Annotated in this window: 31 protein-coding genes; 25 read left to right on the forward strand and 6 right to left on the reverse strand. The window is 72.3% G+C overall.

Translation table 11 applies throughout. The annotated features are described in order from the left end of the window. Positions 1-22 precede the first annotated feature (22 nt). Positions 23-187 carry a hypothetical protein gene (locus ACQF4J_RS33440; protein ID WP_427167525.1) on the reverse strand — a complete coding sequence of 55 codons (165 nt, stop codon included), beginning with the start codon at positions 185-187 and terminating at the stop codon, positions 23-25. 236 nt (positions 188-423) lie between these two features. On the opposite strand from ACQF4J_RS33440, the gene ACQF4J_RS33445 reads away from it, so the two are divergent. From ACQF4J_RS33445 to ACQF4J_RS33460, 4 genes are all read left to right on the forward strand, one after another. Next, the gene (locus tag ACQF4J_RS33445; RefSeq protein WP_351562117.1) at positions 424-1,635 is read left to right on the forward strand and encodes an NYN domain-containing protein; all 1,212 of its coding nucleotides are present in this window, start codon (positions 424-426) and stop codon (positions 1,633-1,635) included. 66 nt (positions 1,636-1,701) lie between these two features. Then, the gene (locus ACQF4J_RS33450) at positions 1,702-2,718 is read left to right on the forward strand and encodes an ABC transporter ATP-binding protein (protein ID WP_351562115.1); all 1,017 of its coding nucleotides are present in this window, start codon (positions 1,702-1,704) and stop codon (positions 2,716-2,718) included. An 88-nt stretch (positions 2,719-2,806) separates the two neighbouring features. Continuing rightward, positions 2,807-3,631 (forward strand): ABC transporter permease, encoded by an 825-nt coding sequence (locus tag ACQF4J_RS33455; RefSeq protein WP_351798697.1) that lies wholly within the window; start codon positions 2,807-2,809, stop codon positions 3,629-3,631. A gap of 34 nt (positions 3,632-3,665) precedes the next feature. Beyond that, entirely contained in the window at positions 3,666-4,358 is a 693-nt protein-coding gene (locus ACQF4J_RS33460) for an AAA family ATPase (RefSeq protein WP_351798694.1), read from the forward strand. A gap of 146 nt (positions 4,359-4,504) precedes the next feature. Here the strand turns inward: ACQF4J_RS33460 and ybaK are convergent, their stop codons facing one another. From ybaK to ACQF4J_RS33480, 4 genes are all read right to left on the reverse strand, one after another. Next, positions 4,505-5,005 (reverse strand): Cys-tRNA(Pro) deacylase, encoded by a 501-nt coding sequence (gene ybaK, locus ACQF4J_RS33465; protein ID WP_351562106.1) that lies wholly within the window; start codon positions 5,003-5,005, stop codon positions 4,505-4,507. 19 nt (positions 5,006-5,024) lie between these two features. Then, complete coding sequence (locus ACQF4J_RS33470; RefSeq protein ID WP_351562103.1) at positions 5,025-5,765, reverse strand: LON peptidase substrate-binding domain-containing protein; 741 nt, start codon at positions 5,763-5,765, stop codon at positions 5,025-5,027. A gap of 11 nt (positions 5,766-5,776) precedes the next feature. Then, complete coding sequence (locus tag ACQF4J_RS33475) at positions 5,777-6,856, reverse strand: hypothetical protein (RefSeq protein ID WP_351562097.1); 1,080 nt, start codon at positions 6,854-6,856, stop codon at positions 5,777-5,779. Positions 6,857-6,985: 129 nt separating this feature from the next. Continuing rightward, positions 6,986-8,563 carry an oxidoreductase gene (locus ACQF4J_RS33480; protein WP_351562095.1) on the reverse strand — a complete coding sequence of 526 codons (1,578 nt, stop codon included), beginning with the start codon at positions 8,561-8,563 and terminating at the stop codon, positions 6,986-6,988. Positions 8,564-8,719: 156 nt separating this feature from the next. Between ACQF4J_RS33480 and hisD the strand changes: the two genes are divergently transcribed. The 10 genes from hisD (at position 8,720) to ACQF4J_RS33530 (ending at position 16,379) form a co-directional block, all read left to right on the forward strand. Further along, positions 8,720-10,045 (forward strand): histidinol dehydrogenase, encoded by a 1,326-nt coding sequence (gene hisD, locus ACQF4J_RS33485; RefSeq protein ID WP_351562092.1) that lies wholly within the window; start codon positions 8,720-8,722, stop codon positions 10,043-10,045. Then, the gene (locus ACQF4J_RS33490; protein WP_427167527.1) at positions 10,042-11,154 is read left to right on the forward strand and encodes a histidinol-phosphate transaminase; all 1,113 of its coding nucleotides are present in this window, start codon (positions 10,042-10,044) and stop codon (positions 11,152-11,154) included. The genes hisD and ACQF4J_RS33490 overlap by 4 nt, the downstream gene beginning before the upstream one ends. Further along, on the forward strand, positions 11,151-11,744 hold the full coding sequence (hisB, locus tag ACQF4J_RS33495; RefSeq protein ID WP_030932889.1) for an imidazoleglycerol-phosphate dehydratase HisB: 594 nt from the start codon (positions 11,151-11,153) through the stop codon (positions 11,742-11,744). The genes ACQF4J_RS33490 and hisB overlap by 4 nt, the downstream gene beginning before the upstream one ends. Further along, complete coding sequence (locus tag ACQF4J_RS33500; RefSeq protein ID WP_058925873.1) at positions 11,741-11,905, forward strand: hypothetical protein; 165 nt, start codon at positions 11,741-11,743, stop codon at positions 11,903-11,905. Before hisB ends, ACQF4J_RS33500 begins: the two co-directional genes overlap by 4 nt. Then, complete coding sequence (gene hisH, locus ACQF4J_RS33505) at positions 11,902-12,543, forward strand: imidazole glycerol phosphate synthase subunit HisH (protein ID WP_351562086.1); 642 nt, start codon at positions 11,902-11,904, stop codon at positions 12,541-12,543. The genes ACQF4J_RS33500 and hisH overlap by 4 nt, the downstream gene beginning before the upstream one ends. Next, positions 12,540-13,265 (forward strand): bifunctional 1-(5-phosphoribosyl)-5-((5-phosphoribosylamino)methylideneamino)imidazole-4-carboxamide isomerase/phosphoribosylanthranilate isomerase PriA, encoded by a 726-nt coding sequence (gene priA, locus ACQF4J_RS33510; protein WP_200701129.1) that lies wholly within the window; start codon positions 12,540-12,542, stop codon positions 13,263-13,265. Before hisH ends, priA begins: the two co-directional genes overlap by 4 nt. Next, a complete protein-coding gene (locus ACQF4J_RS33515; protein WP_351562083.1) occupies positions 13,262-13,657 on the forward strand; it encodes a RidA family protein in 396 nt (131 codons plus the stop codon). Before priA ends, ACQF4J_RS33515 begins: the two co-directional genes overlap by 4 nt. Beyond that, entirely contained in the window at positions 13,654-14,409 is a 756-nt protein-coding gene (gene hisF / locus ACQF4J_RS33520) for an imidazole glycerol phosphate synthase subunit HisF (RefSeq protein ID WP_351562080.1), read from the forward strand. The genes ACQF4J_RS33515 and hisF overlap by 4 nt, the downstream gene beginning before the upstream one ends. A 121-nt stretch (positions 14,410-14,530) precedes the next feature. Further along, entirely contained in the window at positions 14,531-15,121 is a 591-nt protein-coding gene (locus ACQF4J_RS33525) for an ArsR/SmtB family transcription factor (RefSeq protein WP_427167528.1), read from the forward strand. A gap of 13 nt (positions 15,122-15,134) precedes the next feature. Beyond that, the gene (locus ACQF4J_RS33530) at positions 15,135-16,379 is read left to right on the forward strand and encodes an MFS transporter (RefSeq protein WP_351562075.1); all 1,245 of its coding nucleotides are present in this window, start codon (positions 15,135-15,137) and stop codon (positions 16,377-16,379) included. 9 nt (positions 16,380-16,388) lie between these two features. On the opposite strand, the gene ACQF4J_RS33535 is transcribed toward ACQF4J_RS33530, so the two are convergent. Beyond that, positions 16,389-17,024 (reverse strand): TIGR03085 family metal-binding protein, encoded by a 636-nt coding sequence (locus ACQF4J_RS33535; RefSeq protein WP_351562072.1) that lies wholly within the window; start codon positions 17,022-17,024, stop codon positions 16,389-16,391. 82 nt (positions 17,025-17,106) lie between these two features. Here ACQF4J_RS33535 and hisI point away from each other — a divergent pair, with 82 nt between their 5' ends. The 11 genes from hisI (at position 17,107) to lgt (ending at position 26,083) form a co-directional block, all read left to right on the forward strand. Then, on the forward strand, positions 17,107-17,499 hold the full coding sequence (gene hisI / locus ACQF4J_RS33540) for a phosphoribosyl-AMP cyclohydrolase (RefSeq protein WP_351562069.1): 393 nt from the start codon (positions 17,107-17,109) through the stop codon (positions 17,497-17,499). An 11-nt stretch (positions 17,500-17,510) separates the two neighbouring features. After that, entirely contained in the window at positions 17,511-18,989 is a 1,479-nt protein-coding gene (locus ACQF4J_RS33545) for an anthranilate synthase component I (RefSeq protein ID WP_351562066.1), read from the forward strand. Between the two features lie 213 nt (positions 18,990-19,202). Beyond that, positions 19,203-19,844, forward strand: a complete 642-nt coding sequence (locus ACQF4J_RS33550) for a TIGR02234 family membrane protein (RefSeq protein ID WP_351562063.1) — start codon at positions 19,203-19,205, stop codon at positions 19,842-19,844. A gap of 149 nt (positions 19,845-19,993) precedes the next feature. Further along, positions 19,994-20,251, forward strand: coding sequence for an HGxxPAAW family protein (locus ACQF4J_RS33555; RefSeq protein WP_351562376.1), 258 nt, complete (start codon positions 19,994-19,996; stop codon positions 20,249-20,251). Positions 20,252-20,341: 90 nt separating this feature from the next. Further along, positions 20,342-20,794, forward strand: coding sequence for a DUF2752 domain-containing protein (locus ACQF4J_RS33560; protein WP_351562060.1), 453 nt, complete (start codon positions 20,342-20,344; stop codon positions 20,792-20,794). A 144-nt stretch (positions 20,795-20,938) separates the two neighbouring features. Then, a complete protein-coding gene (gene trpC / locus ACQF4J_RS33565) occupies positions 20,939-21,748 on the forward strand; it encodes an indole-3-glycerol phosphate synthase TrpC (protein ID WP_351562058.1) in 810 nt (269 codons plus the stop codon). A 21-nt stretch (positions 21,749-21,769) separates the two neighbouring features. After that, on the forward strand, positions 21,770-21,937 hold the full coding sequence (trpM, locus tag ACQF4J_RS33570; RefSeq protein ID WP_351562055.1) for a tryptophan biosynthesis modulator TrpM: 168 nt from the start codon (positions 21,770-21,772) through the stop codon (positions 21,935-21,937). Between the two features lie 132 nt (positions 21,938-22,069). After that, the gene (trpB, locus tag ACQF4J_RS33575) at positions 22,070-23,353 is read left to right on the forward strand and encodes a tryptophan synthase subunit beta (RefSeq protein WP_351562052.1); all 1,284 of its coding nucleotides are present in this window, start codon (positions 22,070-22,072) and stop codon (positions 23,351-23,353) included. Then, the gene (gene trpA / locus ACQF4J_RS33580) at positions 23,350-24,168 is read left to right on the forward strand and encodes a tryptophan synthase subunit alpha (protein ID WP_351562049.1); all 819 of its coding nucleotides are present in this window, start codon (positions 23,350-23,352) and stop codon (positions 24,166-24,168) included. Before trpB ends, trpA begins: the two co-directional genes overlap by 4 nt. Before the next feature lie 97 nt (positions 24,169-24,265). Then, a complete protein-coding gene (locus ACQF4J_RS33585; RefSeq protein WP_351562046.1) occupies positions 24,266-25,042 on the forward strand; it encodes a DsbA family protein in 777 nt (258 codons plus the stop codon). Between the two features lie 93 nt (positions 25,043-25,135). Next, a complete protein-coding gene (gene lgt, locus ACQF4J_RS33590; protein WP_427167529.1) occupies positions 25,136-26,083 on the forward strand; it encodes a prolipoprotein diacylglyceryl transferase in 948 nt (315 codons plus the stop codon). The last annotated feature ends 5 nt before the right edge of the window (positions 26,084-26,088 follow it).

Here is a 26,088-nt window from a genome sequence, read left to right on the forward strand (position 1 = left end):
TCAACAACCCGTTATGCAGATGTCAGTTGTGACCGAAGCTCTTGTGCCGCCCCTTGCGGGCCATGTCGCCCGGGGTGACCTGCGGGAAGTCCTGCTCGGCCGGCGACTCCATCGAGATCTGCTCGGCCGACTGCTGAGCACGCCCGGTCTGCGGCTGCTTACGGTTCTGCTTCTTGTTCTTGGCCATGGTGATCTGCCTCCTGTGGGGGATCTAGGGGCCAGGGCCGGGACCAGATTCACATAGGCTGACAACAAGCGCATGTCGGATAATTACCGTCTGTGACAGGGCTTATCGGGGAGCGAGGACGGAGGCCGCACTCCGAAACGCCACGCCGAAGATCGAGTTCGGGCCGTTAACACCTGCGTAGTCGGGCAGACTCGAAGGAAGCCCGAAGCAAACCTCCCGGAAAGAGGGTGGATCGCGTGGACCGCTGCATCGTCCTGGTGGACGCCGGGTATCTGCTGGGGGCCGCCGCCAGTCTCCTTGCCGGGGAGCCCTCCCGCTCCCGCATCACCGTCGACCACACCGCCCTCATCCAGGGCCTGCGAGAGCGCGCCGAGTCCGACACCGAACGGCCCCTGCTGCGCATCTACTGGTTCGACGGCGCCCCCGACCGGGTGCCCCAGCCCGAGCACCGCCGACTGCGGGTGATGCCCCGCGTCACCGTCCGGCTGGGCGCCCTGACCCGCAGCGACGGACGCTGGGCCCAGAAGGGCGTGGACGCCGCCATGCACGCCGAGCTCACCGAGCTCGCCCGCAACCGCGCCTGCTCCGACGTCGTCCTGGTCACCGGCGACGGCGATCTGCTGCCGGGCATGATGGCCGCCAAGGAGCACGGGGTCGCCGTACACCTGTGGGCGGTGCAGGCCGCCGACGGGGACTACAACCAGTCGGAGGACCTGGTCGCCGAGGCGGACGAGCGGCGGGTGCTCGACCGGACCTGGATCACCAAGGCCGTACGGGCCAAGGAGCTCGGCGGGATCTGCGCGCCGCCGCCCGTGCCCCGGCCCGAGATCGCCGCGATCCTCTCCGCGCCGTTGCCGGACTCCGCGCTCACCGCGACCGAGCGGCCCGCCGATGAGCGCGAGCACGCAGCGGCGGCCACCGTCGCCGACAACGGCACGCAGGAGCGGGTCCCCGCACCCAAGGGCGTGCCCACCCCCAAGGACCTCGCCGCCCTGCGCGCCCCCGGCGTCCAGCCGAGCCCGCAGCCCGCCAACGCGACTCTGCGCTGGTCCTCCGACAAAGGCTGGGTCGACCGGCCCGTGGCCGAGCCCGCGGAGGCCGCCTCGATGCCGACGCTGGCCCAGCTCACCACGGCGGAGCAGCGGTGGGCCGACCGGGAGGAGGACATCACGACCGTCGGCGGCGACCCGTTCGAGGTCGGTCAGGTGTTCGCGCGGCGCTGGATGGAGCGGCTGGGGGACCAGAGCCATCTGCAGAAGCTGTCGGGCATGTACCCGCGGATCCCGCACCGCATCGACGGCGAGCTCCTTCGGTACGCGGCCCGATTCGGACTGCTGGCCCACAAGGACGACCAGATCGACGAGCACGACCGTTACGCCATCCGGGCGGGGTTCTGGCGGGAGATCGACGTACGGACGGCGGCCGAACACGCGCCCGCCGGTGAGTGAACCCCGTGCGGTGACGGGCGGCCCCAAGGGCGGGTAAAGGCCTGCGACCCCGTACCCTCGTCCTTTGTGAGTACGCGCGCGGCACAGGCACATCGGCACGGTCGTGATGTCGTGTGCGCGGTGCGCGGGCTGACCAAGACCTATCCGGCCGTACGAGGGCGCAGGGGTGTCCCCGGCGCCCCGGCGGTGCGGGCCACCGACGACGTGCGGCTGGATGTGCGCCGCGGTGAGATCTTCGGGCTGCTCGGGCCGAACGGGGCCGGCAAGTCCACCCTGGTACGGCAGCTGACCGGGCTGATGCGCCCCGACGCGGGCAGCGTCGAGATCCTCGGGCACGACATCGTGCGGCACCCCGAGCGGGCCTCCCGGATCCTCGCCTACCTCGGCCAGGAGTCGACCGCGCTCGACGAGCTGACGGTGTCGCTGGCCGCCGAGACGACCGGGCGGCTGCGCGGCCTGGAGGCACGGCAGGCGCGGGCCGAGCGGGACGCCGTACTGGAGGAGCTCGGGCTCACCGGCATCGCCGGGCGGGCCCTGAAGAAGCTGTCCGGCGGGCAGCGGCGGCTGGCGTGCTTCGCCGCCGCGCTGGTCGGCGAGCGGCCGCTGCTGGTGCTGGACGAGCCCACCACCGGGATGGACCCCGTCGCGCGCCGGGCCGTGTGGGCGGCCGTGGACCGGCGGCGGGCCGAGCGCGGCACGACCGTGCTGCTCGTCACCCACAACGTCATCGAGGCGGAGACGGTCCTGGACCGGGTCGCCGTGCTCGACCAGGGACGGGTGATCGCCTGCGACACCCCCGCCGGGCTGAAGGAACGGGTCGCCGACGAGGTCCGGGTCGAGCTGGTGTGGCGCGAGACGGCGCCGCTGCACGTCCCGGAGGTCGCCGCGCTGCGCGAGCGGGCCGTCGAGGCCGGACGGCGCTGGACGCTGCGCCTCGCCCCCGAGGAGGCCCGCGCGGTCGTCGCCACCGTCACCGGCGGCGCCGCCTTCGCCGCACTGGACGACTTCACGCTCGCGACGCCCAGCCTGGAGGACGTGTACCTGGCACTGGGCGGCGCCGCGCGAGGGCTGGTGAAGGTGTGAGCGGGAAACAGGCCGTGTCCGTACAGGTACGAGAGAGCGCGTCCGTGGGGGACGGCGTGCGCGCCGCAGGGAAGGAGCGCAGCTCGTCGTGAGTGTCGTACCCGCCGAGATTCTGCCCGGCGCCGTCGCCGACGAGGACGACTCCGCGCGCGGGGCCGCCGAGCTCGGACCGCGCGCGCGGATGTGGCCGTCGCTCGTCGCCGTCTACCGCGCGCAGCTGTCGCGGGCCCGCGTCGCGCGGATTCCGCTGCTGTTCGTGGCGACCTTCCAGTCGGTCGGCATCCTGGTCATGATGCGCGGGGTCGTGGACGCGGGCGGCCATGACGCCCGGTTCGTGGTCGCCGGGTCGTCCGTGCTGGTCGTGGCCTACGTCGGGCTGAACCTGCTCGCGCAGTACTTCGGGCAGCTGCGGGGCAGCGGCGGGCTCGACCACTACGCCACGCTGCCGGTGCCGCCCGCCGCGGTCGTGCTGGGGGCGGCGGGGGCCTACGCCTCCTTCACCGTGCCCGGGACCGTGGTGACCGCCGTCTTCGGCGGGGTGCTGTTCGGGCTGCCGCTGTCGCATCTGTGGGTCCTGGTGGCGGTGGTCCCGCTCGCTGGCGCCGCCCTGTCCGGGCTGGGGGCGGCCCTGGGGCTGCTCGCGCCCCGGCCCGAACTGGCCACGCTGCTCGGTCAGCTCGGGATGTCGGCCGCGCTGCTGCTGGGGGTGCTGCCGGCCGACCGGATGCCTGAGGCCGTACGGTTCACGCGGGACCTGCTGCCGTCGACGTACGGAGTCGAGGCCTTCGCGCGGACCTTCGGGCCGCATCCCGACTGGGCGTTCGTGGCCGGTGACCTCGCCGTGTGCGCGGGCGTGGGGGTGGCTTCGCTGGCCGTGGCCACCTGGGCGTACCGCCGGGCGGCCGTCCGGTGACGCGCCGCACAGGCGGGCCTGGCACGATGTCAGGGTGACCGCACCGTTGACGCCTCCTCCACCGCCGCATGAACAGTCCGCGCAGAACGCGTGGCAGCCTCCGGCTGCCGGGCATTCGGCTCCCGCGCCGCATGACGCCGCCTGGCACGGTACGTACGGACAGGACGGGCCCGGAATGAAGACGGAAGTGCGGGAGGCCGCCGTCGTCACGGTGGCGGTGGCGCTCGGCGGTGTGCTGCTCGGGCTGCTGTGGTGGTGGCTGGCGCCGCACGTGCCGCTGGTCGGCGACGTCGTCGACAAGAGCTGGGTGGTCTACCTCTCGGACAGCGAGGGGGAGCAGGCCATCGGGGTGGACGGAACGTTCACGCTGCTCGCGCTCGCCTTCGGCGTCGTCAGCGCCCTGGCGGTCTTCCTGTGGCGCCGGCGCGGCGGAGTGCCGCTGGTCGTGGCCCTGGGGGTCGGAGGGCTGCTGGCGTCCCTGCTGGCCTGGCGGATCGGCGTGTGGCTCGGTCCCGCCCAGGACGTGATCGCCCACGCCCGGCAGGTGGGCAAGGGAGTCACGTTCTCCGCGCCGCTCAAGCTGGGCGCGAAGGGGGCGCTGCTGACCTGGTCGCTGGCCGCTTTGATCGTGCACCTCGGCCTGACCGCGCTGTTCGGACCCCGGGACCCGGAGCCGTACCTGCAGAACCCCGCCCCGAAGGACCCGTACGGGGCCCCGCTGCCGTAGAAGGTGCCGGGACCCCGCTGCCGTGGGGACTTACGCCGGACGGTGGCCGTGGTTGGAGCGGCCCTTTTTGACGCGCCACTTGCGTTTGCGGGTTTTCTTCGACATGTCCCTCGTTCTTAGCCGAGCGGGGGACGGCCGTCGAGGGGTCACGCACGTCCGACGGGGGCCACCACCGCGTCGGTGAGCTTCGTCAGGTCCTCGGGGGAGAGTTCGACCTCCAGGCCGCGGCGCCCCGCCGAGACGCAGATCGTGCCGTGGGCGGAGGCGGAGGAGTCCAGGACGGTGGGCAGCTTCTTGCGCTGGCCGAGCGGGGAGATGCCGCCCCGGACGTAGCCGGTGGTGCGTTCGGCGAGGGCCGGGTCCGCCATGGCCGCCCGTTTGCCGCCCACCGCGGAGGCCAGCGCCTTGAGGTCGAGGCTGCCCGCCACCGGGACGACCGCCACCGTCAGGGTCCCGTCCACGTCGGCCACCAGCGTCTTGAAGACGCGGTCCGGGGAGACGCCCATGGCCTGTGCCGCCTCCTCGCCGTAGGAGGGGTGGGCCGGGTCGTGGTCGTAGGCGTGGATCGTGAACGCGACGCCCGCGGCGGTCAGGGCCACCGTCGCGGGCGTGCCGCCCTGCTGTTGCTTCTTCGACTTCTTCGCCATCCCGGCCTTCGCAGTGACGTCAGTTGAGGCTCGTGCGGCCGCGGGTCAGGTCCGCCGCGGGCAGTGAGGGCAGGTTACGGATGATGGCCGTCTCGGAGCGAAGGAGTTTCAGTTCGTCGCGCAGCCGGGACGCGGTGTCCGGGGCCTGGAGCAGACGCTGCTTGGTGGGGGTGTCCAGCATCATCGCCGCCGCGACCAGGTAGGAGACCACCGACGGCTCGTCCGGGAGTTCCGCGCCGGTCGACAGGGAGCGTTCGCGCGCGCCCGCCAGCCGCTTCTGGTACTGGCGGAAGGCCCGCAGCACACCCTCCGCGAGCGCGCCCGCCTCGTCGCCCTGCTCCTCGGCGAGCCCCTCCAGCTCGGCCGTGAGGAACGGGCCCGAGGTGTCCACCGAGAGCAGCCGCACCCGGGTCGTCCCGGTGGCCAGCACCTCGAAGGTGCCGTCCTCCCGTTCCCGGATCGTCGCGGCGTCCGCCACGCAGCCCACGTCGTGGAAGGAGATCGTCGGGTCGGCGCCGAAGCCGGCCGCCGGGCCCAGCTCGGGCACGGACGTCGGATCCGGCATGCCGGGGGCGCTCGGGGCCACCTCGTGGCCGTCGCGGATGGCCACGACGGCGAACCGGCGCGACTCCTCCTCGGGAGTCTTCAGCAGCTCACGCATCATCGCGCGATAGCGCTCCTCGAAGACGTTGAGCGGCAGTACCAGCCCGGGGAAAAGCACCGAGTTCAGGGGGAAGAGCGGAAGACGGACGGTGGTCACGGCGCAAGAGCCTAATGGTCGCCGGAGCCGACGCGTCCGCCGCGCTCACTTCGTGGATCGCGCGGCCCCGGCCCGGGGCCCGCCGGGCACCGGCCGACGACGTCGGCACGCACCTTCAGGAACAGGGCCAGCGGGTCCTCCGACAGGTGGTCCCAGGGGAAGGAGGTGGCGTACGGGCCGATGAGCCGCAGCTGGCCGAGGGCGTCCTGCCAGCGCTCCAGGCCGACGAGGACGTACGTGAGCTTGTTGCGGATCTCGGCCGGCCACGGCGTGGCCGCCGGGAAGCGGGCCGAGAGAGCGATCGCCCGGTCGGCGGCCGCGTGCAGCCGCTCCTCGGGCACCGCCGGGCCGGCACCGCCGGTGAAGCACGCGAGGGCCGCCCGCGACGGCAGCGCCTGCAGGAGCGAGTCGGCGGGCGCGTCCTGCGCGGCCCGGTCGGCGAAGTCGAAGCACTCGCGGTACGAGCCCTGCCAGGAGGTGGCCAGATAGCGCAGGGCGGCCACGTGGCAGCCGTAGTGGCGCGGGGCGCGGCGCAGCGCCGCCTCCCACAGTTCGCCGAAGTACTTGTGGCCGGCGGCCGTGCCGCGCGCGTGGTCCAGCGCGATCCGCCACGGCACCGGGTCGCGGTCGGTGGCCCGCGCGGCGGCCGTGATCAGGGAGCTCACCTCGCGCAGCAGCTCGGCGCGGGCCGGGGAGTCCCAGGCGCGGTCCACCGCCAGCTGGGCCCGCAGCAGCAGCACGTCCGGGTCCTGCGGCGCGTCGGCGTACCACCGCTCCAGCCACTCGACCCGGGCCCGGGCGAAGGCCGACAGCCGTCTGGCGTACCGGTCGCGGTACTCCCACTCGGCATGCGCGCGTGTGCCCGCGAGCAGTGCCGAGACCGGTGCGTACTCGCCGTGCGCCGCCGCGACGAGCGCCGGTCCGAGGCGGTCGTCGGGCGCGTCGAGGAGCACCTCGGTGTCCGCGGGCAGCCCGGAGGCGTCGGCGGTCGGCCCGGACGCGTTCGCGGGCGGCGCGGTGCGGGGGCGCGGCGCGGAGCCGGTCCGGGCCGCGCGGTTGAACGGGTGCTGCAGTGCCATGGTGTCGACCATTGAAAGGCCGCTGGTCAGGCGTGCGCCAGCCGGAGGGGACAACTCACGGAAAGTTGTACGCCGGGCGGTCAAGAGCCGGTAAAGGTCGAATGTTGAACAAATGGCCGATGTGTGCACGCCTTGTGATGATCAGTTACGGCGCAGCATGCGCGTCGCCCCGGCCGCCACCGTCGTCGCCAGCACCCAGCCCAGGAGGACCATCACTGCGGCCAGCCACTGCCAGCCGCCGCTGAGCTGCCAGACGCCGACCTGGCCCAGGTCGATGACCGGCAGCAGCAGGTCCAGGGCGAACAGCGCCGGGTTCCACGGCGGATGCGCCCCGGCCTGCAGCGGCGGATGGCTCGCGTGCGCGAAGGCCAGTGAGCCCGCCGCCCACAGCACCGCCATCCACACCGCGGCCCGCCCCGGCCGGTACCCGTAGGCCACGGTCCAGTCCTGCGCGTAACCCCACAGCTTGGCCGCGAGCGGCAGGCTCTCCCGGCGCCGGCGCTGTTTGGCCAGCAGCACCTCGCGCGCGTCCTCGTCCTCGCCGCCGGCCCGCAGCACGGAGGCCAGGCGCTCGTACGGCTCCGGGTTGTACTCGGCGGTCGCCGCGGCCACCCAGTCCAGTCGCTCCGTGAGCGGGAAGGGCCCCAGCGGTACGAGGTTCTCGTACTGGAAGCCGCCCATGTGCAGGTTGCCCGGGCCCGGCCAGGCGCTCGCCCGGTCGACCAGGTTGACCACCCGAGCGCCCGACAGGGCGACCTTGCCGCGCTGCGGACGCTCGCCGAGGAAGCGCAGCTCCGGCGTCTGCACCCGGCGCAGCGACAGCTCCTGGTCGTCGGTGAGGACGAACCGCGCCCGCTCCAGGTCGACCGCGTCCCCGAACCGCCCGTCGTCCAGCCGCACCCCGCCCCGGCACTCGAACCGCTGGATCCGGGTCCCGCGCGCGGGAGTCGCCCCGTTCGGCGTCGACGAGCCGACGCCCGCCGGGGTCAGGTACAGGGTGCGCCCCACGGTCAGCTGGGGCGCGTTGAGCGCGTGCCGGGTGTACGGGCTGCTCAGCCGGGCGCCGCGCAGGCTCAGGCTGACGCCGACCTTGGCGCTGCGCAGGCTCAGCTCGCCCTCCGACTCCAGCAGCTCGGCCTGCAGGTCCTGGCCGACCGTCATGCCGTCCGCGGCGATCGAGCGGCCGGCGCGGTCGGGGTGGACGATCGCCTGGTTGAGCATCAGGTCGGTGCCGATGTGGGCGTCGGTGAGACGTACGCCGCCCGGGAACCGGCAGCGCGGCAGGTGCAGATCACCCTCGGTGTGCACCCGGGCCGCCTCCAGACGCGGCACCGAGCAGTCCACCAGCCGCACGGTCGTGAAGCGGGCCTCGGGCACCAGCAGCTCCCGCTCGAAGCGACAGCCGCGCATCTCGACGTACGGCACCACGATCCCGCCGGAGAGCTCCAGGGTGCCGCTGACCTGCACCCCGCGCAGCTTCAGCGCGGAGACGCGGCCCGCGAGCGCCGGCGGGCCGTCGAGCAGCAGCCAGGCCACGATGCGTGCCCGCACGGTCCGCTCCGGCCCCCAGCGGTGCCCGCCGTGCGGGTCGTCGACGGCCGCGTCCCCGCTGCTCAGGTCGTACGTGCTGCCGTTGCGGAAGGCCTGCCACATGCCGGCCTCGGCCGCGGTCAGGTCGTCCGGCAGGTCTCCGGCACCGATGCCGGCCCCCTCGGTCACAGCTCCTCCTGTCCTGTGTTCGCACAACTGTTCATGCCCGTTGCGTCACACCCGAATCACTGGACGTACTGTGCCCTGCGGTGGGAAGCGGTGGTTCTGTATCAGCCATTGATACGCGCGGACGACGGCGAACCCGGGTCTGAGAGAATTGACCCCGTGATCTCCCGAATCGATCTGCGCGGCGACGCCCTTCCCGAGGGCCCCGCCCTGCGCGACCTGCTGCCCCGAGCCGACTTCGACGTTCAGGCCGCGCTGGAGAAGGTGCGTCCGATCTGCGAGGCCGTGCATCATCGGGGCGACGCGGCGCTGATCGACTTCGCCGAGAAGTTCGACGGCGTCCGGCTGGAGCGGGTGCGGGTGCCCGCCGAGGCCCTCGCGAAGGCCCTCGACGAACTCGACCCGGCCGTGCGCGCGGCCCTGGAGGAGTCCATCCGGCGTGCCCGCCTCGTCCACCGCGAGCAGCGCCGCACGTCCCACACGACCCAGGTCGTGCCCGGCGGCTCCGTGACCGAGAAGTGGGTGCCGGTCGAGCGCGTCGGCCTCTACGCGCCGGGCGGCCGGTCGGTCTACCCGTCCTCCGTGATCATGAACGCCGTCCCGGCCCAGGAGGCCGGCGTCGAGTCGATCGCCCTCGCCTCCCCGGCGCAGGCCGAGTTCGGCGGCCTGCCGCACCCGACGATCCTCGCCGCCTGCGCGCTGCTCGGCGTCGACGAGGTGTACGCCGCCGGCGGCGCGACCGCGGTCGCGATGTTCGCGCACGGCACGGAGTCCTGCCCGCCCGCGAACATGGTCACCGGCCCCGGCAACATCTGGGTCGCCGCCGCCAAGCGCTACTTCACCGGCCGGATCGGCATCGACGCCGAGGCCGGCCCGACCGAGATCGCGATCCTCGCCGACGACACCGCCGACCCGGTGCACGTCGCCTCCGACCTGATCAGTCAGGCAGAGCACGACCCGCTCGCCGCCGCCGTCCTGGTCACCGACTCCCTCGCGCTCGCGGACGCCGTCGAGAAGGAGCTCGAGCCGCAGGTCGCCGCCACCAAGCACATCGAGGACCGGATCCGTCCGGCGCTCGCGGGCCGGCAGTCCGCGATCGTGCTCGTCGACGGGATCGACGAGGGCCTGCGGGTGGTCGACGCCTACGGCGCCGAGCACCTGGAGATCCAGACGGCCGACGCCACCGCGGTGGCCGACCGGGTGAAGAACGCGGGCGCGATCTTCATCGGCCCCTGGGCCCCCGTCTCCCTCGGCGACTACGCGGCCGGCTCCAACCACGTGCTGCCGACCGGCGGTTGCGCCTGCCACTCCTCGGGTCTGTCCGTGCAGTCCTTCCTGCGCGGCATCCACATCGTCGACTACACCGAGGACGCGCTGGCCGAGGTCGCGCACCACGTGGTGACGCTGGCGGAGGCGGAGGACCTGCCGGCACACGGCGCGGCGATCAAGGCGAGGTTCGGCTGGAAGGTACCCGAGAGCAAGTGAGCGACGTGCGGATCGACGATCTTCCCGTACGGGACGAGCTGCGTGGCAAGTCGCCCTATGGCGCGCCCCAGTTGGACGTCCCCGTACGGCTGAACACCAACGAGAACCCCTACCCGCTGCCCGAGCCGCTGGTCGAGCGCATCGCCGAGCGCGTCCGTGAGGCCGCCCGGAACCTCAACCGCTACCCGGACCGCGACGCGGTGGAGCTGCGGACCCAGCTCGCCAGGTACCTGACGGACACCTCCGGCCACGCGGTCGGCCTCGCCAACGTCTGGGCGGCCAACGGCTCCAACGAGGTCATCCAGCAGCTGCTGCAGACCTTCGGCGGACCGGGCCGTACGGCGATCGGCTTCGAGCCGTCGTACTCGATGCACGCGCTCATCGCGCGCGGCACCGGCACGGGCTGGATCTCCGGTCCCCGCAACGAGGACTTCACCATCGACCTCGCGGCGGCGCGGGAGGCCATCGCCGAGCACCGGCCGGACGTCGTCTTCGTCACCACCCCCAACAACCCCACCGGCAACGCCGTCCCGCCCGAGACGGTCCTCGCGCTGTACGAGGCCGCTCAGGCGGCGAAGCCGTCCATGGTGATCGTGGACGAGGCGTACATCGAGTTCAGCCACGGCGACTCGCTGCTGCCGCTGATCGAGGGCCGGCCCAACCTGGTCGTCTCCCGGACGATGTCGAAGGCCTTCGGCGCGGCCGGCCTGCGCCTCGGCTATCTCGCCGCGCACCCGGCGGTCGTCGACGCCGTCCAGCTGGTACGGCTGCCGTACCACCTCTCCGCGGTCACCCAGGCGACCGCGCTGGCCGCCCTGGAGCACACCGACACGCTGCTGAAGTACGTCGAGCAGCTGAAGGCGGAGCGGGACCGGCTGGTGAGCGAGCTGCGCGCGGCCGGCTACGAGGTCGTGGAGTCCGACGCCAACTTCGTACAGTTCGGGCGGTTCGAGGACTCCCACGCGGCCTGGCAGCGGATCCTCGACCGGGGTGTGCTGGTCCGCGACAACGGCATTCCGGGGTGGCTGCGGGTGTCCGCAGGAACCCCGGAGGAGAACGACGCGTTCCTCGACGCGGTACGTGCGATGAAGAAGGAGCAGAGCTCATGAGCCGCGTGGGACGCGTGGAGCGAGTCACCAAGGAAACCTCGGTGCTCGTCGAGATCGACCTCGACGGGTCCGGCAAGGTCGACGTGTCGACGGGCGTCGGCTTCTACGACCACATGCTCGACCAGCTCGGCCGGCACGGTCTGTTCGACCTCACCGTGAAGACCGAGGGCGACCTGCACATCGACTCCCACCACACCATCGAGGACACCGCCCTCGCGCTCGGCGCCGCCTTCAAGCAGGCGCTCGGCGACAAGGTGGGCATCTACCGCTTCGGCAACTGCACGGTCCCGCTGGACGAGTCCCTCGCCCAGGTCACCGTCGACCTCTCCGGCCGCCCCTACCTCGTGCACACCGAGCCCGAGAACATGGCGCCGATGATCGGCGAGTACGACACCACCATGACCCGGCACATCCTGGAGTCCTTCGTGGCCCAAGCCCAGATCGCGCTGCACGTGCACGTGCCGTACGGTCGGAACGCGCACCACATCGTGGAGTGCCAGTTCAAGGCGCTGGCACGGGCCCTGCGATACGCCTCCGAGCGCGACCCGCGCGCGGCCGGCATCCTCCCCTCCACGAAGGGCGCGCTGTGAACGGCCTGTCGACCCTCCTGATCGTCGTCGGCCTCTTCCTGGTCGGCGGCATCATCTCCTTCGTCAAGCAGGGCATGCCCAAGCAGCTCGTCGTGCTGCTGTCGATCGGCGCCGCGATGTGCCTGGTCGCGGGGATCATGAGGCTGGAGGTGTGGAATTGAGCGCACCCAGGAAGGTCGTGGTCTTCGACTACGGCTTCGGCAACGTCCGCTCCGCCGAGCGCGCCCTCGCGCGCGCGGGAGCCGACGTCGAGATAACGCGTGACTTCGACCGGGCCATGAACGCCGACGGCCTGCTGGTGCCCGGCGTCGGCGCCTTCGCCGCCTGCATGAAGGGCCTGAAGGAGGCCCGCGGCGACTGGATCATCGACCGCCGGCTGTCCGGCGGGCGCCCGGTGATGGGCATCTGCGTCGGCATGCAGATCCTCTTCGCGCGCGGCATCGAGCACGGCGTGGAGACCGAGGGCCTCGACGAGTGGCCCGGCACCGTCGAGCCGCTGCAGGCGGAGATCGTGCCGCACATGGGCTGGAACACCGTCGAGACGCCGGCCGACTCCGAGCTGTTCGCCGGCCTGGACGCCGACGCCCGCTTCTACTTTGTGCACTCCTACGCCGTCCACGACTGGGCACTGGAGACGCACAACCCGACCATGCACGCCCCCAAGGTGACATGGTCCACGCACGGCAAGCCCTTCGTGGCCGCCGTCGAGAACGGCGCCCTGTGGGCCACCCAGTTCCACCCCGAGAAGTCCGGCGACGCCGGAGCCCAGCTCCTCACCAACTGGATCGGAACACTGTGAGCAAGCTCGAACTCCTCCCCGCCGTCGATGTGCGCGACGGCCAGGCCGTCCGCCTCGTCCACGGCGAGTCCGGCACGGAGACCTCGTACGGCTCCCCGCTGGAGGCCGCCCTCGCCTGGCAGCGGTCGGGCGCCGAGTGGCTGCACCTGGTCGACCTGGACGCCGCGTTCGGCACCGGCGACAACCGCGCGCTGATCGCCGAGGTGACGAAGGCGATGGACATCAAGGTGGAGCTGTCCGGCGGCATCCGCGACGACGACACCCTCGCCGCCGCCCTCGCCACCGGCTGCACCCGGGTCAACCTCGGCACGGCCGCCCTGGAGACCCCGGAGTGGGTCGCCAAGGTCATCGCCGAGCACGGAGACAAGATCGCCGTGGGCCTCGACGTCCGCGGTACGACCCTGCGCGGCCGCGGCTGGACCCGCGACGGCGGCGACCTCTACGAGACGCTGGAGCGCCTCAACAAGGAGGGCTGCGCGCGGTACGTGGTGACGGACATCGCCAAGGACGGCACGCTGCAGGGCCCGAACCTGGAGCTGCTGAGGAACGTCTGCGCCGCGACGGACCGCCCGGTCGTGGCGTCCGGCGGCGTGTCGTCGCTCGACGACCTGCGCGCCATCGCCGAACTGGTGCCCCTCGGTGTCGAGGGCTCCATCGTCGGGAAGGCCCTGTACGCGAAGGCGTTCACCCTGGAAGAGGCCTTGGAGGCGGTAGCCAAGTGAGCGATGTACGCCGGGTTGCGACCGGTGCCCCCTGGGAGGACGCGTTCGGCTACTCCCGTGCGGTGGAGCTGCCGAACGGCTTGGTGCTGGTCTCCGGCTGCACGTCCATAGTGGACGGCGAGATCGCCGGGGGCGGCCCGTACGAGCAGGCGATCAACGCCTTCAACGTCGCGCTGGCGGCGCTGAGGCAGGTGGGTCTCGGCCGTGAGGACGTCGTGCGTACGCGCATGTACATCACGCATGCCCGGGATGTGGAAGACGTCGGGCGCGCCCACAAGGAGCTGTTCGACGACGTGCGGCCCGCCGCTTCGATGATCATCGTCTCCGGTTTCGTGGACCCCAGCCTGGTCGTCGAGGTCGAGGTGGAGGCGTTCCGAGGAGCAACCTCATGACCCTGGCGGTCCGAGTCATCCCTTGCCTGGACGTGGACAACGGCCGGGTCGTCAAGGGCGTCAACTTCCAGAACCTGCGCGACGCGGGCGACCCGGTCGAGATGGCCAAGGTGTACGACGCCGAGGGCGCCGACGAGCTGACGTTCCTGGACATCACCGCGTCGTCCGGCAACCGCGAGACGACGTACGACGTGGTGCGCCGCACGGCCGAGCAGGTGTTCATCCCGCTGACCGTGGGCGGCGGCGTGCGCACCGCCGAGGACGTGGACAAGCTGCTGCGCGCCGGTGCCGACAAGGTGGGCGTCAACACGGCCGCCATCGCCCGCCCCGACCTCATCCGTGAGATCGCCGAGCGGTTCGGCCGGCAGGTGCTGGTGCTCTCGGTGGACGCGCGCCGCACGCCGGAGGGCACCTTCGAGGTCACCACCCACGGCGGCCGGCGCGGCACCGGCATTGACGCCGTCGAGTGGGCGCACCGGGCGGCCGAGCTGGGTGCCGGCGAGATCCTGCTGAACTCGATGGACGCGGACGGCACCAAGGACGGCTACGACCTGGAGATGATCGCCGCGGTCCGCAAGCACGTGACGGTCCCGCTGATCGCCTCGGGCGGCGCCGGCAAGCTGTCCGACTTCCCGCCGGCCATCGCGGCGGGCGCGGACGCGGTGCTGGCCGCGTCGGTCTTCCACTTCGGGGATCTGCGGATCGGCGAGGTGAAGCAGACGCTGAAGGAGGCGGGCCACCCGGTGCGCTGAGCCCCCGCAGGCGTCGTAAGCCCCGGTCACCTGGTGATCGGGGCTTGCGTATGCCGAGATGCGAAAGATAAGTTGCGCAAAATCCATTGTGCAATTTTCCTTTCCTTTCTAGGGTGGGCGCATGGCAGACAGGGAGAGAGACCGCCGGATCCAGGACGTGGGCACGCTCAAGGCTCTCGCCCACCCCCTGCGGATGCAGCTGTACCGGGGCCTGACCATCGCGCGCGTGGCGACTGCGTCCCAACTGGCCGAACAGGTGGACGAGGCCGTCTCCCTGGTCAGCTACCACCTGCGCAAGCTCGCCGAGCACGGCCTCATCGAGGAGGCCGAGACCCAGAGCGCGGACGGCAGGGAGCGCTGGTGGCAGCCCGCCTCCGACGGTGTCAGCGTCCGCGACGAGGACTTCCGCGACGCCCCCGAGAAGGCCGCCGCGCACACCGCGGCCAGCCGCCTCTTCTTCGAGCAGCGCGCCGACATGTACCGCCGCTTCCTCGACGAGCGCGCCCACTGGAGCGCCGCCTGGGCCACGGCCCACGACTCCTCCGAGTGGCTGCTCAAGCTCACCTCGGAGGAACTGGCCGCACTGTCCAAGGAGATGCACGCCCTCGTCCGCACGTACGAGGAGCGCGGCCGCGCCGCCGACGCGGCGGGCGACACCGAGGGCCGCGAGAACGTCGCGGTGCACACGTACGGCTTCCCCTTCCGCGTCTGAGAGGACGGTCCGCGTGCCCACCACGCTCGCCTCCACCGCCGCCCCGGTCACCGGCCCGGCGCACCGCGACGCCAACGTCCTGCGCTGGCTCGGCGCGTACGTCTCGTCCGCGATCGGCGACAACGTCTACTACATCGCCCTGTCCTGGGCCGCCGTACAGTCCGGCACCCCGGCCCAGGCCGGCCTGGTCACCGCGGCCAGTGCGCTGCCGCGCGCCCTGCTGATGCTCGGCGGAGGCGTGATCGCCGACCGCTACGGACCGCGCCCGACCGTCCTGGTCTGCACCGTGGCGCGCGGCGTCCTCGTACTGACCGCGGCGGCCCTGCTGCTCGCCACCAGCCCCGGGCTGTGGGTGCTGGGAGCGGTCGCCGCGGTGTTCGGCGTCGTCGACGCCGTCTTCCTGCCCGCCGCCGGCGCCCTGCCCGCCCGGATCACCGATCGAGGCCAGCTCGCCCGCGTCCAGGGGATGCGCGGTCTGGCCACCCGGCTCGCCAACGTCCTCGGCGGTCCGCTCGGTGGTCTCGGCATCGCCCTCGGCGGCACCGCGGGCGCGTTCGGGCTGGCCGCGCTGCTGGTCGGGGCGTCCCTGCCGCTGCTGCTGACCGTCCGGGTCGGCACGCCGGCCCCGGACGACACCCCCGAACGGGCCTCGGCCCTGGCCGAACTGCGCGCCGGGCTGCGTCATGTCGCACAGGACAGAGTGCTGCGCCCGCTGGTGATCGCCGCGGCCCTCAGCGACCTCGGTTTCGTCGGCCCGATGAACCTCGGCCTGACCCTGCTCGCCCAGGACCGCGGCTGGGGCTCCTCCGGCATGGGCTGGGTGCTGGCGGGCTTCGGCACCGGCGCCGGGACCGCCTCACTGCTGCTCACCTGGCGCGGCCGGGTGCCCCGGGCAGGCATCGTGGCCGCGGTCACCAACCTCTTGAGCGCCGTGGCCATCGGCTCGCTCGCCCAGACCTCGACCGTCGCCGCGGGAACCCTCGTGGCCGTGTGCATCGGGCTGCTCGCCGGGCTGGCGGGGGCCGTGACCGGGGCGCTCATACAGACCGCGGCGGGCCCGGCCTACGTCGGCCGGGTCACCGCCGCCTCCACGCTCGTCGGCTTCGGCGTCGCGCCGCTCACCTTCCCCGTGGTCGGCTGGGCGGCCGACCTGTGGGGCATCGGGCCCGTCTTCGCGGTGTGCGCCGCGGTCAGCGCCCTGGGCGGCGTCGTCGCCCTGTGCGCCGGCTCCCTGCGCCGCGCCGAGCTGCCCCGGTGACGGGTCGGCTCAGATGCCGAGCTGTTTGGCCTCGTGCAGCTTGCTGATCGCGTCCTTGTCGCCGTCCAGCTCCACCGTGGCGGTGCTCTGCCGCCCCATCGAGAACAGCAGCAGCTCCGACGGTTCCCCGGTCGCCGTCACGACCGGGGTGCCGCGGTGCGCGACCACCGTCTGGCCGTCGGGGCGCCGCAGCACCAGCCCGGTGGGGATGGTGCGCCCGATCAGCCGGGCGGTGCGCTCCAGCCGCGACCACAGGGCGTCCTGGAAGACCTGGTCGAGCTCGCGCGGCGTCCAGTCCGGCTGCGCCCGGCGGACGTCCTCGGTGTGGACGTAGAACTCCACCGTGTTCGACATCTCGTCGACCTGCTTGAGCGAGAACGGCGAGAAACGCGGCGGCCCGGTGCGGATCAGCTGGATCAGTTCCTCGTACGGCTTTTCCGCGAACTCCGCCATCACCCGCTCCAGGCGGGGCGCGAGCTGTTTGATCAGGATGCCGCCGGCGGCATCGGGGCGGCGCTCGCGCACCACCACGTGCGCGGCGAGGTCACGGGTCCGCCAGCCCTCGCAGAGGGTCGGGGCGTCCGGGCCCTCCGCCTCCAACAGGTCGGCCAGAAGAAGTCGTTCACGCTTGGCGAATGTCGACATGCAGCCAGCCTACGACCGGACGACGGGTCCGCGTAGTGGACGCCGCGCCGTCACTGTCCGTGGCGCACGGCACAATGGCCCCATGACCAGTACGCCCCCGCCCAGCCGTCTCGACCCGGCGGTCGCCGCGCGCCTGAAGCGCAGCCCCGACGGGCTCGTCCCCGCCATCGCCCAGCAGTACGACACCGGTGAGGTGCTGATGCTCGGCTGGATGGACGACGAGGCGCTGCACCGCACCCTCACCACCGGCCGCTGCACCTACTGGTCGCGCAGCCGCCAGGAGTACTGGGTGAAGGGCGACACCTCGGGGCACTTCCAGTGGGTCAGGTCCGTGGCCCTGGACTGCGACGCCGACACCGTGCTGGTCAAGGTCGACCAGGTCGGCGCCGCCTGCCACACCGGCGCGCGCACCTGCTTCGACGCGGACGTACTCCTCAAGGACGCCGACCCCGGTGTTTCCGGCCCGGATCAGTAAGGTCATCCGCCATGGACCTCGAGACCTTCCGCAAGCTCGCCACCGACCGCCGTGTCATCCCGGTCACGCGCAAGCTCCTCGCCGACGGCGACACCCCGGTCGCGCTCTACCGCAAGCTCGCCGCCGAGCGGCCCGGCACCTTTCTGCTGGAGTCCGCGGAGAACGGCCGCTCCTGGTCCCGCTACTCCTTCGTCGGCGTGCGTTCCGCCGCCACCCTGACGGCCCGTGACGGCGAGGCCCACTGGCTGGGCACCCCGCCCGTCGGCGTCCCCGTCGACGGCGACCCGCTCGCCGCCCTGCGCGCCACCATCGAGGCGCTGCACACCCCGCACCAGGAGGACCTGCCGCCCTTCACCGGCGGCATGGTCGGCTACCTCGGCTACGACATCGTGCGCCGGCTGGAGAAGATCGGCCCCGGCGAGCGGGACGACCTCGAGCTGCCCGAGCTGACCATGCTGCTCACCAGCGACCTCGCCGTGATGGACCACTGGGAGGGCTCGGTCCTGCTGATCGCCAACGCGATCAACCACAACGACCTCGACACGGGCGTGGACGAGGCCCACGCGGACGCCGTGGCGCGGCTCGACGCCATGGAGGCGGACCTGTCCCGTGCCGTCCCCCAGCCGCCCGCCGTGCTGCCGCCCTCCGAACTCCCCGAGTACACGGCCCTGTGGGGCGGCCCCGACTTCCAGGACGCCGTCGAGGACATCAAGGAGCGCATCCGCGCGGGCGAGGCCTTCCAGGTCGTCCCCTCGCAGCGCTTCGAAACCCCGTGCACGGCGAGCGCGTTGGACGTCTACCGGGTCCTGAGGGCGACCAACCCCTCCCCGTACATGTACCTGTTCCGCCTCGATGGCTTCGACATCGTCGGCTCGTCCCCCGAGGCCCTGGTCAAGGTCGAGGACGGACACGCCATGGTCCACCCGATCGCCGGCACCCGGCACCGCGGGGCCACCCCGCAGGAGGACCAGGCCCTCGCCGACGAACTGCTCGCCGACCCCAAGGAGCGCGCCGAGCACCTGATGCTCGTCGACCTCGGCCGCAACGACCTGGGGCGGGTCTGCGAGCCCGGCTCCGTCGAGGTCGTCGACTTCATGTCCGTCGAGCGGTACTCGCACGTGATGCACATCGTCTCGACGGTCACCGGCAAGGTCGCCGCGGGCCGCACCGCCTTCGACGTCCTGACGGCGTGCTTCCCGGCGGGCACCCTCTCCGGCGCGCCCAAGCCCCGGGCGATGCAGATCATCGACGAACTGGAGCCGTCCCGGCGCGGGTTGTACGGCGGCTGCGTCGGCTACCTGGACTTCGCGGGCGACTCCGACACGGCCATCGCCATCCGTACGGCCCTGCTGCGGGACGGCACCGCGTACGTGCAGGCCGGAGCCGGCATCGTGGCCGACTCCGACCCGGTCGCGGAGGATCAGGAGTGCCGCAACAAGGCGGCCGCGGTCCTCCGCGCGGTGCACACCGCGAACAGGCTTGGCTCGTAGGGCGGTTCAGCCGGTGCAGGCGGCGGTCCCGTTCGGCACGCCGAGGCCGGACGGCCCGTCGTAGCCGGCGGTGCCGGTGCCGCCGCAGCTGCCGCTGGAGCCACTGGTTTCCCGGATGTGTCCTGTGACTTGCCTGAGGTGTGCATGGCGAAGCCATGGCCCGGCCATGGGTTGACAGCCCCGGGTGACGCGTCCGGCCGAAGGCAGGCGATAGTGGACTACGTGACTGCCGTACCGCACCCCCGTTCCGAAGCCGCAGGACCCGCCCGGGCCGGCCGCGTCTCCCTCGCCGTGGCCCTGTCGGCCGGCGCGCTCGGCGCGGCCGTGGCGCTGCTGGCCACCCGGCAGCGCTGGGCGGAGGGCACCGCGACCGTGGCCGGCGCCCCCTTCTCGCTGACCGCCAAGGGCAGCGACGTCACGGGCGTCCCCGCGGCCCTCGCCATAGTGGGCCTCGCCGCTCTCGTCGCCGTCTTCGCCGTCCGCGGCGCCGGCCGCACGCTGGTCGCGGTCCTGCTCGCCCTCTGCGGCGCGGGCACCGTCGCCGCCGCCCTGCTGGGCGTCTCCGACAGCTCCGCGCTCGACGAGAAGGCCGCGCGGGCCGCGGGCGACACCTCGGCGACCGTGCACGCCCTCTCCCACACCGCCTGGCCCTACGTCGCCACCGCCGGCGGCGCGCTGATCCTGCTGGCCGGGCTGCTGGCGCTGCGCTACGGGCGGCACTGGCCGGCGATGTCCGGCCGCTACGAGCGGGGCGGCGCGGCGCGGCCGCGCCGGTCGGCCGCGAGCGTCGACCCCGACCGGCCCGAGGAGCTGTGGAAGGCACTGGACCGCGGCGAGGACCCCACGGGGGCGTAACGTTCCGCGGGAGCGGTGCTCCGCCGGGCGGATCGCGCCGTCCCCGGCCGAAGCGCTGGGGCCACCCCCGAGGAGCGCACGCGTACGCGTGCGGGACAATGTGGATGAGCATCCGGCTCAGACACGTAAACAGCAACGAGGAGCAAGTCATGGCGGGCAGCAGCCACGGTCACACCCCGGCCGCCTGGACCGGTGTCATCATCGCCTTCATCGGTTTCTGCGTTTCGGGTGCCTTCATGGTGATGGCTCAGCCCGTGGGCTTCTGGGCCGGCATGGCGCTCGTGGTGATCGGCGGCATCGTCGGCTGGGTCATGAGCGCCATGGGCCTCGGCCAGGCCAAGGACACGCACGAGAAGTTCCAGGCCGCGCTGGCCGACAGCCAGGCCGCCGCGGCCGCGAAGGGCTGACGCACGCAGGAGTCCGCACCGGACCGATGGGAGGGGCGATCCGCATCCGGATCGCCCCTCACGCGTGCGTGGCGGCCTTCCGGGGGGAGAATGCGAGACGTGAACGCCGAGAGTCAGACCGTGACAGCGACCGGCACCGGCACCGGATCCGTGGCCGCGCGCCTCGCCGTGCCCGTCGGCATCATGGCGGCCGTCGTCGGGGCCTTCGCGTACGTGGGCGCGGTGAACCCCAACGAGCCCGGCCACTACCCCGTCTGCCCCCTCTACCGTGTCACCGGCCTCTACTGCCCGGGCTGCGGCGGCCTGCGCAGCGCCCACGCCTTCGTCCACGGGGACTTCGCGGCGGCGGTGCACGACAACGCCCTGGCCACCGTCGGCTATCCCCTCTTCGCGGTGCTGTGGACCGTATGGGTGGTGCGCGCCGCGCGCGGGCGCCCCTCGCGGCTCACTCTCGGCCCGGTGCACATGTGGGCCCTGGGCGCATTGCTGCTGGTCTTCAGCGTTGTCCGGAACTTGCCGTTCGGTGGCTGGCTGCGCCCTTGATCAACCTGTGGACGTCCGGATAGAGGGACCGGCGTCAACCGGATGCGAGGCCTACGCCCTCCTGCGGATACCATCGCAGTGACCACCGGTTTTCCGCCGGTCGAAAGCTGCAACTCTCAACCGTCTGGAAGGGGGGCCGCTCGCGTGAGTGTGCTCGACGAGATCATCGACGGAGTACGTGCCGACCTCGCGGAGCGGCAGGCGCGCGTCAGCCTCGACGAGCTCAAGGAGCGCGCGGCGAAGGCGCCCGCAGCCAAGGACGGGGTGGCCGCCCTGCGCGGCGACGGCGTGAAGGTGATCTGCGAGGTCAAGCGCTCCAGCCCCTCCAAGGGCGCGCTGGCCGCGATCGCCGACCCGGCGGGCCTCGCCGCGGACTACGAGGCGGGCGGCGCGGCCGTCATCTCCGTCCTCACGGAACAGCGCCGTTTCGGCGGTTCGCTGGCCGACCTGGAGGCCGTCCGCGCGCGCGTGGACATCCCGGTCCTGCGCAAGGACTTCATCGTCACGTCGTACCAGCTGTGGGAGGCCCGCGCGTACGGCGCCGACCTCGCGCTGCTGATCGTCGCGGCCCTCGAACAGCCCGCCCTGGAGTCCCTCATCGAGCGCGCCGTCTCCATCGGCCTCACCCCGCTCGTCGAGGTGCACGACGAGGACGAGGTCGAGCGGGCGGTGGACGCTGGCGCCAAGATCATCGGCGTCAACGCGCGCAACCTCAAGACCCTCGAGGTGGACCGCACCACCTTCGAGCGCGTCGCCCCCGAGATCCCCGGCCACCTCGTCAAGGTCGCCGAGTCCGGCGTCCGCGGACCCCACGACCTCATCGCCTACGCCAACGCCGGGGCCGACGCCGTCCTGGTCGGCGAGTCCCTGGTCACCGGCAAGGACCCGAAGACCGCGGTGTCGGATCTGGTGGCGGCGGGCGAGCACCCCGCACTCCGCCACGGACGCGGCTGATCATTCGGTAGAGTGGCGCCGATGACTCTCACCCTGACGACCGTGGACCGGTACGCCCGCCTCGCGCGCGGCTGCCGCCCTCGCGGCTGCCGCGCCCCGGCCCGCCGCGTACACGGCCGCAGGGTGCGCTACGTCATCGGAGACGAACCCGGGCAGGTCAACGGCCGTCGATGGCAGCGCGCCCTCTAGGGGCGCGGGGCCCCATGCGGTTTGCGGCTACCGCCGCGCGAGCGCGACACGCCACAGACGGCCTTTCGCCGTCGAACAAGCCCCGCCCCCACGGCGACTAGGTATCTCCCAAACTCACCGTGAGGTTCAGTCATGCCCAGCGAGTTCTTCATCCCCGACCCCGACGGTCACGTACCGAGCCCCGAAGGCTACTTCGGCGACTTCGGCGGCAAGTTCATCCCCGAGGCCCTCGTCGCCGCCGTCGACGAGGTGGCCGTCGAGTACGACAAGGCCAAGCACGACCCCGAGTTCGCCCGCGAACTCGACGACCTGCTGGTCAACTACACCGGCCGCCCCAGCTCCCTCACCGAGGTGCCGAGGTTCGCCGAACACGCAGGTGGTGCCCGGGTCTTCCTGAAGCGGGAAGACCTCAACCACACCGGCTCCCACAAGATCAACAACGTGCTCGGCCAGGCCCTGCTCACCAAGCGCATGGGCAAGACCCGGGTCATCGCCGAGACCGGCGCCGGCCAGCACGGCGTGGCCACCGCCACCGCCTGCGCCCTCTTCGGTCTCGAGTGCACGATCTACATGGGCGAGATCGACACGCAGCGGCAGGCCCTGAACGTGGCCCGCATGCGCATGCTCGGCGCCGAGGTCATCGCAGTGAAGTCGGGTTCGCGCACCCTCAAGGACGCCATCAACGAGGCGTTCCGCGACTGGGTCGCCAACGTCGACCGCACTCACTACCTCTTCGGTACGGTCGCGGGCCCGCACCCCTTCCCGGCCATGGTCCGCGACTTCCACCGGGTCATCGGCGTGGAGGCCCGCCGCCAGCTGCTGGAACGCGCCGGCCGCCTCCCCGACGCCGCGATCGCCTGCGTCGGCGGCGGCTCCAACGCCATCGGCCTCTTCCACGCCTTCATCCCGGACGAGGGCGTCCGCCTCATCGGCTGCGAGCCGGCCGGTCACGGTGTCGAGACCGGCGAGCACGCGGCCACCCTCACCGCCGGCGAGCCCGGCATCCTGCACGGCTCCCGGTCCTACGTCCTGCAGGACGAGGAGGGCCAGATCACCGAGCCGTACTCGATCTCGGCCGGTCTGGACTACCCGGGCATCGGCCCGGAGCACTCGTACCTCAAGGACAGCGGTCGCGGCGAGTACCGCGCGGTCACCGACGACGCGGCGATGCAGGCCATGCGCCTGCTGTCGCGCACCGAGGGCATCATCCCGGCGATCGAGAGCGCCCACGCCCTCGCGGGCGCCCTGGAGGTCGGCAAGGAGCTGGGCAAGGACGGCCTGATCGTCGTCAACCTCTCCGGCCGCGGCGACAAGGACATGGACACCGCCGCGCGCTACTTCGGCCTGTACGACACCGACGCCGAGGTCGCGGCCAACGCCGCCGACACCGCGGAGATCGAGGGGGACGCCAAGTGAGCGGGAACATCCAGCTGCTGTCCGACACCCTCGCGGGCGCCAAGGCCGAGGGCCGCGCGGCGCTCATCGCCTACCTCCCGGCCGGCTTCCCGACCGTGGACGGCGGCATCGAGGCGATCAAGGCCGCCCTCGACGGCGGGGCGGACGTGGTCGAGGTCGGCCTGCCGCACAGCGACCCCGTCCTCGACGGTCCCGTCATCCAGACCGCCGACGACATCGCCCTGCGCGGCGGCGTCAAGATCGCGCACGTCATGCGCACGGTCAAGGAGGCCCATCAGGCCACCGGCAAGCCGATCCTGGTCATGACGTACTGGAACCCCATCGACCGCTACGGTGTCGAGCGCTTCACCGCCGAACTCGCGGAGGCGGGCGGCGCCGGGTGCATCCTGCCCGACCTGCCCGTGCAGGAGTCGGCACTGTGGCGGGAGCACGCCGAGAAGCACGGGCTCGCCACGGTCTTCGTGGTCGCGCCCAGCAGCAAGGACGCACGGCTCGCCGAGATCACCGCGGCCGGCAGCGGCTTCGTGTACGCCGCCTCGCTCATGGGCGTCACCGGCACCCGCGAGTCCGTGGGCGCGCAGGCCCACGACCTGGTCGAACGCACCCGCGCCACCGGCACCGGCCTGCCCGTCTGCGTCGGGCTCGGCGTCTCCAACGCCGAGCAGGCCGCCGAGGTGGCCGGCTTCGCCGACGGCGTGATCGTCGGGTCCGCCTTCGTGAAGCGGATGCTCGACGCGCCGGACGAGGCGGCCGGCCTGGAGGCCGTCCGCGAACTCGCCGGCGAGCTGGCGAAGGGCGTGCGCCGACAGGCGTAATCCGTCCGGAAAGAACACAAGGGATCATTCGGTCACTCGAACGGGTGGACCTGGGACCGGGGAGGCGCGCTGCGCCTCCCCGGTTCGTTCCTGGGGTGTGAGCGAGAAGAAGCATGAGGGAAAGCGCCGCGCCCGGGAGCGGCTGGCGGCCGAGCGCGAGAAGCAGAAGGCCGCCGAGAAGCGGCGGCGGGCCCTGATCGTCGGCGCGAGCGTGGTCTGCGTACTGGGGCTCGCGGCGGTGATCGGCGTGATCGCGGCGAACGCCGGAAAGGACAAGGGCACCAAGAGTTCCGGCCCGGCCACGGCGCCGTCCGGGGCGCAGGGCAAGGACGGCCTCGCGATCCCCGTCGGCAAGGACGGCGCCAGATCCACGCTCACCGTCTGGGAGGACTTCCGCTGCCCGGCCTGCCGGGCCTTCGAGACGACGTACCGCCCCACGCTCCACGAACTGGCCGACTCCGGGCGGCTCAGGATCGAGTACCACCTGGTCAGGCTGATCGACGGCAACCTCGGCGGCACCGGCTCCCTGCGCGCCGGCAACGCCGCCGCCTGTGCCCAGGACGCGGGGAAGTTCCGCGACTACCACGACGTGCTCTACGACAACCAGCCCGAGGAGACCAACGACGCCTTCGGCGACAACGCCAAGCTGGTCGAACTGGCCGGCAAGGTGAACGGGCTCGACACGGCGGCCTTCCGCGCCTGCGTCGACAAGGGCACGCACGACGGCTGGGTGGACAAGTCGAACGCCGCCTTCAAGTCGAGCGGCTTCACCGGCACCCCGACCGTGCTGCTGAACGGCAAGAACATCTACCAGGACCAGTCGATGACCCCGGCGAAGCTGAAGCAGCTGGTGCAGCAGGCCGACAAGGGGTAAGGCGCGACGGGCGCATTCACACCCGCCCGTTATGGACCCGTAGCCGGGCTGCTTGCCGTGGGCCCGGCCCGGCACGGTAGCGTCGACCCTGCCATGGAAGAACTTGCCTACATTCCGAGCCCGTCACGCGGGGTGCTGTACCTCGGCCCCATTCCGCTGCGCGGCTATGCCTTCTGCATCATCATCGGCGTCTTCGTCGCGGTCTGGCTCGGCAACAAGCGCTGGATCGCCCGCGGCGGGCGTGCCGGAACGGTGGCCGACATCGCTGTCTGGGCGGTGCCCTTCGGCCTCGTCGGCGGCCGGCTCTACCACGTGATCACGGACTACGAGCTGTACTTCAGCCAGGGCCGTGACTGGGTGGACGCCTTCAAGGTGTGGCAGGGCGGCCTCGGCATCTGGGGCGCGATCGCGCTCGGTGCGCTGGGCGCCTGGATCGGCTGCCGCCGCCGGGGCATCCCGATGCCCGCGTACGCCGACGCGGTCGCACCCGGCATCGCCCTCGCGCAGGCCTGCGGCCGCTGGGGCAACTGGTTCAACCAGGAGCTGTACGGCAAGGAGACGCACGTTCCCTGGGCGCTGCACATCACGTCCTCGACGGACGGCCGCGTGCCCGGGTACTACCACCCCACCTTCCTCTACGAGTCCCTGTGGTGCATCGGCGTGGCGCTGCTGGTCATCTGGGCCGACAAGCGCTTCAACATGGGGCACGGGCGGGCGTTCGCGCTGTACGTCGCGGCGTACTGCGTGGGCCGGGCGTGGATCGAGTACATGCGGGTCGACGACGCGCACCACATCCTGGGGCTGCGGCTGAACGACTGGACCGCGGGGATCGTGTTCCTGCTGGCGGTGGTGTACATCGTCGTGTCGGCGAAGAAGCGGCCCGGGCGGGAAGCGGTGGTCGAGCCCGGCGTGGCCGACGCTGCCGCTGATGCCTCCGGCGGTGAGGAAGCCTCCGGCGGTGAGGCCGACGCCGAGGCGAAGGAAGCTGACTCCGCGGAGGCGGAGGCGAAGGACGACGCCGAGTCGGCCAAGAAGAGCTGATCTGT

This window comes from Streptomyces sp. C1-1, from assembly GCF_050214755.1.
In the GTDB taxonomy this organism is placed as follows: Bacteria; Actinomycetota; Actinomycetes; order Streptomycetales; family Streptomycetaceae; genus Streptomyces.